A 13,661-nucleotide genomic window follows, 5' to 3' on the forward strand; every position below is an offset into this window, starting at 1 on the left:
CTGGAGTTTTAACAGTAACCTTAACTGGAACTTCTTCTGTTGACTTATCTGGGTAAGTTACTACAACTGTTGCGTCTTTTTCACCATCAGTTGCTGTATCTACTGGTGTCTTGAACTCGAATGTTGTTCCTTCTGGTAGATCTCCTACATTACCAATTGAATCTTTGGCAGATGGTTTATCTCCTGGTTTAACAGTTTGATCTTTCGCTACTGGTGTGTACTTATCTGCATCGCTACGTGGGTCTTTTACTTCAAATGTAATCGTAACTTCCTGTGGAGCTTGTTTGTAATGTGCTGGGTAAGTGACTACTACTGTTTTAGTGTAAGTACCTGCTTCTGTAGCAGTTGGTGCTTGACCGTCTTTCCATTTGAAGCTTGTTGCACCACGGTAGTTATTTGGGAATTCTGGTGTTCCAGCTTTATTGGTTACATAAGTAGCTGGATCAGCAGCAAAACTTCCACCAACTTTGGCAGTGTAGTTTTCTTTGACTGCTACTGCTTGGAATTTTGAACTTGCATTATCTATGAAGTTATCCATATAACCAGTCATAATCTCGGTTTTTGCACCAACAGCACCACCTGTACCTTGTAATCCCGCTACATAATCAAGTGGTTTCGACTTATCAAGAATTGGTGTATCATAAGTAATAGTCCAACTTGGATTTTTACCTAGCCAATCTCCTGCAACATCTGCTGTTAGTGTATATAAAGCCTGTGAACGCGCTGCTGCCTGAGCTGCTGCTTCTGCCTCTTTTCCTTTTAGCGCTGGATTGCCAATATTTTTGTAGTATTGCGTTAGTTTCTTAGTCATCTCATCGCCAGTATAGACGTTCGTTTTACCTTTTGCCCCCATGACATAAGAACCATCATTATTCTTCCAGTCAGTACGGGTACTCATGACTTTGCCATTTTTATCAGTCTGCACAATATTCCAGTTAGTTGGAGTACCTACTGAGTCTTTTGGTACAGTAAAGTAGGTATATCCGCTTGCTGCATTTCCAACTCGCCCGCCATTAACAACAGTTGTCCAATGAATGACATTTTTAGCGTTATCAACTTTGTAAGAAATCTTTATATAATCATCAACAACAACCTCGCCCCTTTTTTTATTTGTATACTCAAGGTTTTCAGCCCCTTCTGATGCTCGTGGTGCTGTTGCTCGTAGTGCACGATTAGTACGTGGTTTAGCTACTAAAGAACCATCTTTGATCGTTTGTGCTGCTGTCAAGTTTGCTCTTGACCCATCTGCAAAAGCAACAACTACTGAGCCGTCTGCTTGGACTTGAACATCAGTTGCTGTAGGGTTTGCTGCCTTAACAGCTGCCACAACTTTTGCTTTTTCTTCATCAGTCAGTGCTGCTGGATTGTAAACAACAGTCACTTCTGGAGCTTGGATGCTGTCTGCTTCCTTAGCTTTTTCAGTCGCAACTACTGGTTCTTCTTCAGAATTTTGAGTAGGTTCAACTGGTTTTTCAGCTTTTTCTCCAGTTGCTACTACTGGTGCCACTTCTACAGCTGGAGCTGCATAAGTTGGGTTCTCTTCAGATACAACTGGCTTAGTCCCATCTGTTGTAGAGCTAGTTTCTGGTTTAGCTTCTACTGTATCTGCTTTGACTGATGGAGCTACTAAAGTAGCCCCAACCGCAAAAACAAGCGAACAACCGAAAAGGAAATGTTTTCCTTTTTTGATCATACGCCAATTCTTTTGTTCTGCATTTTTACGATTAAAATACATATTTATTTCTCCTTTTGTGTTTATGTAGTATTATAAATACAATTTTATTATAATCTTTTTACTTAGATAAATCAAATTTATTCTTTAAATTTCTTTCAGTTTATTACATTCCAAATATATACATATAAGTTTTTATAATATCTAAATATAGTTTTTCTCTATTTTGTTAGTTTTTTTCTTAAAAACTTGATGTTCTTTTAAAATCAAAAAGAGCAGAAATTTTAACTACACAAACATATATATTTTATGTTTTGTTAGAAACTCTTCCTTATCCTCCTAGAATACGTTGATTAGCTGCTAGAATTCCAAATTTACACACGGACTTAGATATTTCTTAAGCAGCCTGCTAACAAAAAGTGCAATTTTATTTTATAGTGTAATGAAATCAAATCTGAACAAATTGACTAGGGAAATCAGAGTGATTTTTATCCATGTTTTAGAAGCAACAGTGTACTATTCAATATTCAATCTACTATAACGGAGTATGAAAATATAGTGGATTGAAATAAGATATGAACAAATCGATTAGGAAAGTCAAAATAATTTTTAAAAATGTTTTAGAATTCGTAGCGTACTATTCTAAGTTCAATCTACTATAGAATCCATAGCCTACTATTCTGGATTCAATCCACTGTACAAAAAAGATACATGGTAAAAATAGTATTACAAGAAAAAACGCATACTATCAAGACTTTAAAAGTCTTGATAGTATGCGTTTAATGTTGGAGAGCGCTATTGGCCTTTCTTTTCAAATCAACCTTTGGACTACCCTCGCCATTTTTTACTTTTATTTTACTTCAAATCCTTCTGCGACTGCATCCGCAAAGTTTTCTTCTACGATACTTGCACAGTGGTCACAGATGGTTGCGTGGTAGCAACGTTCTGCTGTTGTTGGATCTATGCGACGGCAACGGTCACACACTTCACCAGATGCACGTTCTACAGTGAAAGCTACATCTTCAAAGGCTACTGCACCTTCTGGAGCTGCACCTTCTGCGATAGTCAATTCTGAGACGATCAAGAGTTGAGCAACATTGCTATCAACAGCTCCAAGAAGAGTTTTCACCACTTCATTTGGGTAAACTGTCAAGTGTGCTTCAAGTGATTTACCGATAACTTTTGCATTACGAGCTTCTTCCAAGGCTTTTTGTGCTTGTCCACGGAAGTCCATGAAGGCTGCCCATGTATCCAAGATTTCTTCTTGGTTAGCAAATGACTCTGCTTCTGGCAATTCTGATAATTGAACGAAGTCTTCAGCTTCAAACTCAAGATATGACCAGATTTCTTCCGCAGTGTGAGGAAGGATTGGTGTCAAGAGTTTCGTAATTTTGACAAGAATGTCATAGAAGACAGTCTGCATTTGATGGCGTTCCAATGATTTGGCACCTTCGATATAAACAACATCTTTGGCAAAATCAAGGTAGAAGGCTGACAAGTCAACGTTGATAAAGTTCACCAAGGCCTTGTAGATTGTCAAGAATTCAAAGTCTGCATAAGCATCACGAATGGTCTTAACAAGCTGGTTAAAGCGAATCGTCATGTACTTATCAACTGAACGAAGTTCATCGTAAGCTACTGCATCCTCAACTGGGTTAAAGTCAGATGTATTGGCAATCAAGAAACGAAGGGTGTTACGGATCTTACGATAAGTTTCAGAGACTTGGCTCAAGATATCCATAGAGATACGCACGTCGTTGCTTGAGTCAACACTGGTTACCCAGAGACGCAAGATTTCCGCACCGAATTGTTTTTCAACATCGCTTGGAGCAATGGTATTTCCAAGAGATTTAGACATCTTCTCACCTTTACCATCAAGGGCAAAACCTTGTGACAAGATTTGTTTGTATGGTGCCACACCATGGTTAGCCACAGATGTGATAAGAGAAGAGTTGAACCAACCACGGTATTGGTCAGAACCTTCAAGGTAGAGGTCGGCTGGGTATTTGAGTTCTGGACGGTTAACCACGACACCATTCCATGATGAACCTGAGTCGAACCAAACGTCCATGATGTCTGTTTCTTTCTTGAACTCACCATTTGGTGAACCTGGATGTGTAAATCCTTCTGGCAAGAGGTCTTTAGCATCACGTTCCCACCAGATGATGGAACCATGCTCTTCAAAGAGTTGAGCTACATGTTCAATCGTTTCAGCTGTCATGATTGGTGTGCCGTCTTCTGCGTAGAAGATTGGAAGAGGAACTCCCCAAGCACGTTGACGAGAGATGACCCAGTCACCACGGTCACGGATCATGTTGTAAAGACGGACTTTACCCCATTCTGAATGGAATTTCACTTTTTCGATTTCATCTAAAATATCTTGACGGAATTTTGATACTGAAGCAAACCATTGTGGAACTGCACGCCAGATGATTGGTTTTTTCGTACGCCAGTCAAATGGGTATGAGTGAGAGATTTCTTCTTGAGCAAGAAGGAGGCTACCTAGTTTTTCAATGACAGTTGGGACGACCTTGTCGTAGAATTGACCTTCAAACTCAGCGCCAGCATTAGCCATCATGATTCCGCGTTCGTTAACTGTCACAGCAACCTCAAGACCATTAGCAATACCAACATTGTAGTCGTCTTCACCGAAACCTGGGGCTGTATGGACAATACCTGTACCAGAGTCAGTTGTAACGTGGTCACCAAGGATAACGAGTTCATCTACTGCAGTATCCCATGGGTGTTCTGTCACGATATGGTTGAGTTCTTGACCACGGTAAGTTTCCAAAACTTGAACATCAGCCCAACCAAATTTCTCAGACAAGCTGTTCAACAATTCTGCAGCGACCACAAACTTACGAGCTTCACCAGCAGGTTGAACCAAAACGTAATCAATATCCGCACCAACAGTCAAACCACGAGAAGCTGTGATAGTAAATGGAGTAGTTGTCCAGACAACGATATAAGTATCTGTATCTAGAACACCTTTGCCATCTTTAACCTTATTGGCATAGTACAGTGATGTTGAAACCAAGTCATGATATTCAATCTCTGCTTCAGCAAGAGCTGACTCAGATGACCAAGACCAGTAAACTGGCTTAGCACCACGGTAGATGTAGCCCTTGTTAGCCATCTCACCGAAGACACGAATTTGGGCTGCTTCATAGTCAGGGGTCAAAGTCACATATGGATTTTCCCAGTCACCAGACACACCCAAACGTTTGAAGTCTTCGCGTTGTTTATCTACTTGAGAAAGAGCGTATTCACGGCAAAGTTTCAAGTATTCAACCAAATCCATCTCTTTGCGTTTGACACCTTGTTTTGCCAAGACTTGCTCGATTGGCAGACCATGTGTATCCCAACCTGGGATATATGGCGCGTAGAATCCTGACATAGACTTAGAACGAACAATGATATCTTTTGAAATCTTGTTCATAGCATGACCAACGTGGATATTTCCATTAGCGTACGGAGGTCCATCATGAAGAGTGAAGTGAGGTTTCCCTTCATTCAACTCTTGACGACGTTGATACAATTTTGCTTCTTCCCACTCTTTTTGCCAGACTGGCTCTTTTGTAGGAAGGCCTGCACGCATTGGGAAGTCAGTTTTCCCTAGATTTAAAGTTTCTTTGAGTTTCATGATATCTCCTTTTTTATATAGACAAAATAAAAACCACGACTCGCTAAAAAGGACGAAAATCGTGGTACCACCTTTATTCGGAAAAAGAACTAGTCTTTCTCCCTCTTTTCCCGTAACGTGGGCAACGTCAAATCCTACTAACTTCAGACTTGATAACTTGAGAGGATAATCTTATCAACAGGGATTGTAGGACTTCCACCATCTCCTACTCGCTGTAAATATGTGTGATTAGATCTTGTTCTCAGATTTTACAATTACAAATGTTGAGAAAGTGTTATTCTGAATCCTCTTTAGACTCAGAGCTCATTTCATTATTTACTAACGAAGATAAGTCAGATAAAGTTGATTCATCCTGTGCTTCCATCAATTCACGATTAGTTGCTTCTATACGTGCTTGGAGCTCAGCAACCTCTTCTGGTGAAAACTGACGAGTCAAATCATTGGATTCCTCCTCATGAAATGCTGAAATATTTTCCCCCAAAGCCTCTCTAACCACCTCTTTAAAGACCTCATCACTGGTTTGTAAATAAGTTGCTGTTGGACGTAAAATTTCTTCCCAATCAGATGAATCAACGATGGCCAATTGACTTTCAATTGTAGATTTCAAGCGTTGATGGAAGACGCGACTCTTATTCTTCAGTTCTTCTGTCTCAATCGCAACCTTCTTAGCATTATCAGTTGCTTGACGTAAAATTTCATTTGCCTTGTACTTAGCTTCATCAAGCAAACGTTGTGATTCCTGTTCAGCATGATGAATGATATTATGAGAGCGTTCAGTAGCTGCTTGTTTAACTCGCTCAGCAGTATCTTGAGCAATTAAAACAGACTGACTCAATGAATCTTTCATCTCATCAAAATAAGACAAACGCTCTTCTAAATTTCTAATTTGTTGCTCTTTATCATGGTTACTTCGAACCAATGTTTCATAGTCTCGAACTACAATATCGAGAAATTCATCAACTTCTTCAGGATCAAAACCTCTAAACTTAGTACTAAAGCTTTTATCCTTAATCTCTAACGATGTAATTGGCATATTTTCCCCTCACTTACTTAATAATAATTGTATTGTCAATTTCTTCTTATCCCTTTTTGTCTGACCATTTTCTCTCAGAACACTAATCCTTCCAAAACGTCTGACACTTACTAAATCACCAATCTTAACTTGATAATCAGATTTTTCAACCAGATGGTAATTTATCTGAACATATTTTCTTTCTAACAAATCAGCTGTCTGCGAGCGAGACAATTTCAGAACATTTGACAAGAAAGCATCCAAGCGCATACTCGGAACTAAAACTTCCTTTTCCTGATAATCACTCTCGGCTTCTATCAATTCTTCAAAGGATTTGACTTCAAGTTTGACAGGCAATCGAGCAATCTTTTGAATCCCATCTTGAAAGAGAGAAGTGAATTTTCGGTCCACAATGATTTGAGCTCTATTTTCCGTTACCAATATATCACCAAACAACTTGCGATCGATTCCCAGACGATTCAGAACAGTTCCTAAAATCTTGGAATGTGTCAATTGGTCAAACTTGCTAGAATAAACAATCTCAAGCAATTCCATTTCAAAATCCGTCAAAGTCGGTATGAAATAATCTGGTGCAAGTAGTACACGACTATACTCAGTAGCTACAAAATCATTGCTAGAAAAAACTTGAATCCCTTGATGATTTCCCAATGTCTTTAAGATAAAGACCTGATGGGGATTGATAAAGGGAGTTAAGATGGAAGCGTAATGCTCTTCTACCTGCCTTAGCCACTCCAAGCCTTTATCAATAAAGGAAATATCCTCGACTGAGAAATGCTGATAGATGTCTTTTCTCATGCTAGTATTAAAAGAAAACGGATCAGATAGTTTCCAAGCAAATGAACTAAAACGACAGCCACCCAGACTGAAAAATCTAAACCACCAATACTCAGCGGCAGACGTCTCAGGGGTTGAAGAATCGGTTTGACTAAATTAGTCAACAAACGACCTGCTCTAGTCTCATAGGCAGTTGGAAACCAGGATAAGAGAGCAAACGCTACAAGTATCATAGAATAGATATCTGTAGCGTTTTGAATAAAGCGAACTAGAAATATCATTATCTCACTCGTTTTCTCTTCATATCGAAATCAAACTCTTCACCATGAGTTCCCTCAGGTAAACGAATATCTTCAATGTTAACCACAACTCCTACTGGTGTCAAAAGGTACATGGTATTTGCAACCTTTCTTAATTCACCAGCAAGTACATGACGAGCTCCATCTAAATAGTCTAGACAACGACGCGCTTGTACTTCAGTCATGTATTGGAAATCGATTAAAATACTTTCATTGCCTGCTAGTAAATCAACGATATCCGTTGCATCTTCGTAGCGACGAGGATAACGAACATCAATGGTTACCTTTTCTGTACTACGATGACTCTTCATCGCTAATTCTTGCTGACGAGCATGAAGGCGCGTAATATTTTTTTCCTTTGAATTCACTTGTGAAGGCTGAGGAAGTTGTTGAGCTTGTGGAAGTTCTTCCATGGGGGCAGAAACTGATGTTAGCGTTTTTTCAGGCTTTAATTCAGCAACGTTTGGTGCCACTTCTTCTCCATCTTCAGTGAAATAATCTATAAACTTTTCAAATTTATGTTTTAGTGACATGGTTATTTCCTACTTAAAAAATGCTGTGCCGATTCGAACGAAAGTTGAACCACATTGAATCGCTTCTTTGAAGTCTCGACTCATACCCATACTGAGTTCTGTCATCGGCATATTGGGGAGATGTTTTTCTTGAATGTTTTTTTGCAATTCTTGCGTTTCTTTAAATATCTCTAGTAACTCTTGACTAGTTGCTTCAAATGGAGCCATGGTCATCAGTCCCACATACTCAATCTGGTCTAATTCTGAAAGTTCTGGTAAGAGGGCTAACAATTCTTCTTTCGAAAAACCGTGCTTGCTCTCTTCCTTAGAAATATTTACTTGCAAAAAGCACTTAATCTTGTGGTCTGCTCGTTTTTGAATTTCCTGAGCTAGCTTTAAGGAATCTAAAGCATGAAAATAATCCACATAAGAAATCACTTCCTTGACTTTACGTCTCTGTAAGGTTCCAATCAAATGCCAGGTAAGATTCTTATCACTTAGAGCATGATACTTGTCAAGAAATTTATCAACACGGTTCTCACCAATGTGTTGCACTCCTTGCGAAACCAAAGCTGAGGCTGTTTCAACATCTACATATTTGGTCACCGCAATCACAGAAACCGAGTCGTTTTCACGACCAGCTTCCTGAACTGCATTCGATATCTGTTGAAAAACAAGGTTCGTATTTTCTTTTAAATTCATCTTCATTAACGATTTTTAAAGAATGGTGGTGTTTCCAACTCATCTTCATCCGTAGCTGCTGGAACTTCAAAACGTTCCACTGGAGAAACAACTGGCTCTCCTTGACGAACGATAGCATCGCGTCTCAAGTCCCAGTCACCAAAAGCTGATGTCTTTGGAGCTTCTTGACGACGATAACTTGGAGTTGGAATTTCTGCTGTATCAGCCATATCAAAATTACGATCAAAAGTTTGCGTATGACTAGTTCGAGCAGGTTCACGGTGTGTTGCTTGGCGCGGTTGAGGAGTTACAACTTTCTCAACTTTATCCTGACGTACTCCTGTCGCAACAACCGTCACGCGGATTTCGTCTTTCATTGTCTCATCAATAGATGTTCCAAGCCAGATGTTAACTCCATGCCCAGCTGCTTGGTTAACAATCTCTGATGCTTCTTCAGCTTCAATCAAAGTCAAGTCCAAACCACCAGTTACGTTAACGATAACATCCTCAGCACCATCGATAGTTGTTTCAAGAAGTGGTGAGTAGATTGCTTTACGAGCAGCTTCTACAACACGTTCTTCACCGCTACCGATACCAATTCCCATAAGGGCGTTCCCTTTATTGGCCATAACAGTCTTAACGTCTGCAAAGTCCAAGTTGATCAAACCAGGATTTGTAATCAAATCTGTAATCCCTTGCACACCTTGACGAAGAACGTTATCTGCTTCACTCAATGCTTCAAGAAGTGGAGTCTTCTTGTCAACGATTTCTAGCAAGTTGTTGTTTGAGATAATCAAGAGTGTATCAACATGCTCACGAAGTTCGTTAATCCCTTCGATAGCAAATTGTCCACGTTTGCTTCCTTCAAAACCAAATGGGCGAGTAACAACACCGACTGTCAAAGCACCAAGACTTTTTGCAATACGAGCGATAACTGGTGCAGCACCTGTACCAGAACCTCCACCCATACCAGCAGTGATGAAGACCATATCAGCACCGCTGATTGCTTCTGTCAATACTTCTTCGCTTTCTTCCGCAGCTTTACGACCAACTTCAGGTTGACCTCCTGCACCAAGTCCGCGAGTCAATTTAGGGCCGAGCTGGATAACTGTCTCAGCTTTTGTACTGCTCAAAGCTTGTACATCTGTGTTGGCTGCGATAAATTCAACGCCAGAAACGCCTTCGTCAACCATACGGTTGATGGCATTCCCACCACCACCGCCGACACCGATTACTTTAATTACTGCACCTTGTGCTGCTGCTGTATCAAATGAAAATGTCATATTTATATTCCTCTATTTTATTCGTCAAACATGCTTCCAATCAAGCTACGGAAACGATCTGTTAATTTACCCTTGCTCTTTTCTTCTGATTGAAGAGGAGCTACTGGTTCAACAGATTGGTTTGTTTCAGGCTCAGGTGTTGTCACTGTATTAAATACTGGTCGTGGAGAAACAGGTGAAACAGGTTGAGCTGAACTTCTAAAGTCAAGTGGCTGGTGGCTTAAAGTATGTTCACCTCGAATTGCTCGCTGAGCTAGAACATTCACTTCAGTAAGGCTTCCAGCGAATTCTGACAAGCTAATGACATGGGCAAAAGCAGGATTGCGAATCCCAACTTGATTTGGTACGAATAACTTAACACGGACTCCAAATACTTCTTGGGCCAATTCAACGACACCTGGAAGGAGGGCATTTCCACCAATCAAAGCAATACCTCCTGGCAAGTCTAATAGGTGACGTCTTTCCAAATCTTGCTTAATTTGCTCAAAAATGTGCTTAAGTCTTGCCGAAATAATCTCAGCCAAGTATTCTTCGGTCACTTCAACTGGTTCAACTTCACCGATCACTTCAACTTGGAAAGTTTCTTTGCTTGCTAGCGGTGGATAAGCTTCACCATAGTTCAATTTTAGACCTTCTGCAATTTTCTTAGAAGTCTTAAGAACTTTTGAAATGTCTTTTGTGACATAATCGCCACCCTCTTGGTTAACATTTGTATATTGAAGTTCTTGATTGCGAATAGTGGCAACCGTCGTTTGGCCACCACCCATGTCGATAACAGTCGCACCAAACTCACGTTCACCTTCATTCAAGACAGAGTGAACCATTGCAAGAGGTGAAATAATCACGTTATCAACTTGAATGCCTACACGCTCTACAGTTTTACGAAGATTATGGAGAATCGTACGTGGGCCAGTGTACAAGAGACCGCGCATTTCCAAACGCACACCCATCATCCCGCGAGGATCACGAATTCCTTGGAATCCATCTACGACAAATTCCTCTGGAATAAAGGTGATAACTTCACGGTCTGGAGTCATACTTTTAGTCAAAGCTGATTTAACTACATTTTCAACATCTTGATCTGTAATTTCTCTTGTATCTGATGTCACCGGAATCATGCCCTGAGTTGGCTCAACTTGTAGCAAATTAGCTGGCAAACCAACGTTTACAGACTTGATTGAAATCCCTGCTTTTTCTTCTGCTTGAGAAATTGCAGACTTAATAGCAGTCGCTGCTGCTTCGATGTCAACGATAATCCCATCTTTGACACCTTTACTTTTGGCATTGCTCACGCCAATTACATTTACTTCACCATTTACAAGCTCTGCAACCAACACTTTAATAGAGCTAGTTCCGATATCTAAGCCTGTAAAAAAACCATTTCTAGTCATTACACTGCGTCCTCTCTATCTTCCCAGTTTCACACTTCTATTTTTAATAGCTACACCAAGGCATAACTACTCACAGAATATTATAACACAAAAAATACATTCGTGCTCGAATTTTCTAACATTTAACCAAGCTTTTTCTTGAATTTTTATAATTATCCGACGATTGCATAGACGAGTAAACAAAAAAAGAAAGAGAATCTCTCTTCCCTCTCTTTCTGTATACATTTTGGCCTCCAGTAAGGCTATTTTTTAAGTTCTTGTTTGTAAAATTCTTTCAAGGCATCTTTCCAAGTTGGAATGACAAATCCAGTAGCTTTGGCTTTTGCAAGACTCATTGTTGAGTTTAGTGGACGTTTAGCTTTGGCAGGAAATTGACTTGAGTCTACTGGCTTGACTTCGACATCGGTATCCTTCAAAATTTCAACCGCAAAGTCATACCAAGTTGTGTCTTCTGTCGCATCATTTGACAAATGGTAATAACCAAATTCCTTACGATTTTCAGCTAGGAAAGTCATGAACTCAGCCAAGGTACGCGTCCAGGTTGGTCGACCATGTTGATCATTTACAACTGTCAAGGTCTTATGAGTTTTAGCAAGATTTTGCATCGTGAAGACAAAGTTTTTGCCGTAATTTCCAAAAACCCAAGCAGTACGGATAATATAGAAGTTTGAAACGTGTTTTTCTACAAGCTCCTCTCCCATACGCTTAGTACGACCATATTCCGTTTGAGGATCCGGTTTGTCATCCACTTCCCACTCTTGTCCAACTGGTTTCTTACCGTCAAATACATAATCGGTAGAGATGTAGACTAGAGTTGCACCATGCTTTTCGGATGCTTTTGCGACATTTTCTGTCCCCGTCACATTGATGGCAAAGTCCAGTTCTTTTCCTTCATCCTCTGCTGCATCAACAGCGGTGTAGGCCGCACAGTGGTATACTAAAGTCGGTTTCACCTCTTCAAAAACTTTCTCCACCATTGCTGCATCGGTAATATCCATCTCAGCCACATCAACCGCAACGTATTCTTCATTACGCTCATCCAACAAATAACGAAGTTCCGTTCCTAATTGGCCATTTGCCCCTGTAATTAAAATCATTTTTCTTCCTTTCAACTGATTCACAATTCTTCGGTATAGCAATAGAGGTTGGGTCAAAAGATCCCGACCTCACTTTTTATTAGCAATCAAACTTTGACGCGGTTGCTGATTGAACTTTTTGTTCATCTTTTAGACTCCAAAAACTCCTAATCATCTTCGCGGGGCTGGGACTACGAAATCGATACTTTGTCTATCGATTTCTGTCCCACCGCCTTTTATTTTTCAAGAACCTCTTGTGTTTTAGCGTAGTTTGCTTCAACAGCTTCTTTTTCTCCTTGCCACCACTCTTGGTTATCTTTGTACCATTGAATGGTTTCTTTGAGACCTTGTTCGAAGTTGGTGAATTCTGGTTTCCAGCCCAACTCATCACGGAGCTTGCTTGCATCAATCGCATAACGAAGATCATGTCCTGCACGGTCAGTCACATGATCATAGGCATCAGCAGGTTGTCCCATTTCCTTAAGGATTAGCTCCAAAACTTCCTTGTTGTTCTTCTCGCCATCAGCACCAATCAAGTAGGTTTCACCGATTTGCCCTTTTGTCAAGATTGTCCATACACCTGAAGAATGATCATTGGTATGAATCCAGTCACGAACGTTCTTTCCTTCACCATACAATTTGGGCTTAATTCCACTTAGGATGTTGGTAATCTGACGTGGGATAAATTTTTCAATGTGTTGATAAGGACCGTAATTATTTGAACAGTTAGAAATCGTTGCCTTGACTCCAAAAGAACGTACCCAGGCTTTGACAATCAAGTCTGAAGCTGCCTTAGTTGATGAGTAAGGAGAGCTCGGGTTATATTTAGTTTCAGCGGTAAATTTCTCACCTGGACCTTCACCATGACCTGGCAAATCCTCACGTAGAGGGAGATCCCCATAAACTTCATCTGTCGATACATGGTGGAAGCGAATATCATACTTACGAGCAGCTTCTAAAAGAGTATAGGTTCCGATGAAGTTAGTATGGATAAATGGTGATGGATCATTGAGTGAATTGTCATTGTGACTTTCCGCGGCATAGTGCACAATAGCATCTGCTTGAGCTGCCAACTTGTCTACCAACTCAGCATCAGCAATGTCACCAACAACTAACTCAACACGATCGCCTAAAATTTCCTCAATATTCGCGCGGTTTCCAGCATAAGTCAACTTGTCCAAGACTGTCACATGAACATCTGGAAAATTCTTGTAAACATAGTGGACAAAGTTGGAACCGATAAAACCAGCTCCACCCGTCACGATAATTTTTTTGTATTCAGTCATATTCTTTCCTT

Annotated in this window: 11 protein-coding genes; all 11 read right to left on the reverse strand. The window is 40.2% G+C overall.

What is annotated here, in order from left to right; translation table 11 throughout:
• A partial coding sequence (locus RQ973_RS04435) for a Rib/alpha-like domain-containing protein (protein ID WP_311522912.1) occupies positions 1-1,735 on the reverse strand: 1,735 nt, incomplete at its 3' end.
• 787 nt (positions 1,736-2,522) lie between these two features.
• Positions 2,523-5,315, reverse strand: a complete 2,793-nt coding sequence (ileS, locus tag RQ973_RS04440) for an isoleucine--tRNA ligase (protein WP_311522913.1) — start codon at positions 5,313-5,315, stop codon at positions 2,523-2,525.
• Between the two features lie 274 nt (positions 5,316-5,589).
• Entirely contained in the window at positions 5,590-6,348 is a 759-nt protein-coding gene (locus RQ973_RS04445) for a DivIVA domain-containing protein (RefSeq protein WP_311522915.1), read from the reverse strand.
• Between the two features lie 9 nt (positions 6,349-6,357).
• Positions 6,358-7,143 (reverse strand): RNA-binding protein, encoded by a 786-nt coding sequence (locus RQ973_RS04450; protein ID WP_311522917.1) that lies wholly within the window; start codon positions 7,141-7,143, stop codon positions 6,358-6,360.
• A complete protein-coding gene (locus RQ973_RS04455) occupies positions 7,140-7,403 on the reverse strand; it encodes a YggT family protein (protein ID WP_049548720.1) in 264 nt (87 codons plus the stop codon). Before RQ973_RS04455 ends, RQ973_RS04450 begins: the two co-directional genes overlap by 4 nt.
• Positions 7,403-7,954 carry a cell division protein SepF gene (locus RQ973_RS04460; RefSeq protein ID WP_311522920.1) on the reverse strand — a complete coding sequence of 184 codons (552 nt, stop codon included), beginning with the start codon at positions 7,952-7,954 and terminating at the stop codon, positions 7,403-7,405. Before RQ973_RS04460 ends, RQ973_RS04455 begins: the two co-directional genes overlap by 1 nt.
• A gap of 9 nt (positions 7,955-7,963) precedes the next feature.
• A complete protein-coding gene (locus RQ973_RS04465) occupies positions 7,964-8,635 on the reverse strand; it encodes a YggS family pyridoxal phosphate-dependent enzyme (RefSeq protein ID WP_248035604.1) in 672 nt (223 codons plus the stop codon).
• 5 nt (positions 8,636-8,640) lie between these two features.
• The gene (gene ftsZ, locus RQ973_RS04470; RefSeq protein ID WP_311522921.1) at positions 8,641-9,897 is read right to left on the reverse strand and encodes a cell division protein FtsZ; all 1,257 of its coding nucleotides are present in this window, start codon (positions 9,895-9,897) and stop codon (positions 8,641-8,643) included.
• 17 nt (positions 9,898-9,914) lie between these two features.
• Complete coding sequence (ftsA, locus tag RQ973_RS04475; protein ID WP_281335631.1) at positions 9,915-11,288, reverse strand: cell division protein FtsA; 1,374 nt, start codon at positions 11,286-11,288, stop codon at positions 9,915-9,917.
• A 242-nt stretch (positions 11,289-11,530) separates the two neighbouring features.
• A complete protein-coding gene (gene rfbD, locus RQ973_RS04480) occupies positions 11,531-12,385 on the reverse strand; it encodes a dTDP-4-dehydrorhamnose reductase (RefSeq protein WP_311522923.1) in 855 nt (284 codons plus the stop codon).
• 215 nt (positions 12,386-12,600) lie between these two features.
• Positions 12,601-13,650, reverse strand: coding sequence for a dTDP-glucose 4,6-dehydratase (rfbB, locus tag RQ973_RS04485; RefSeq protein WP_311522924.1), 1,050 nt, complete (start codon positions 13,648-13,650; stop codon positions 12,601-12,603).
• Positions 13,651-13,661: the final 11 nt, after the last annotated feature.

This window comes from uncultured Streptococcus sp. (genome assembly GCF_963511325.1).
Lineage (GTDB): Bacteria > Bacillota > Bacilli > Lactobacillales > Streptococcaceae > Streptococcus.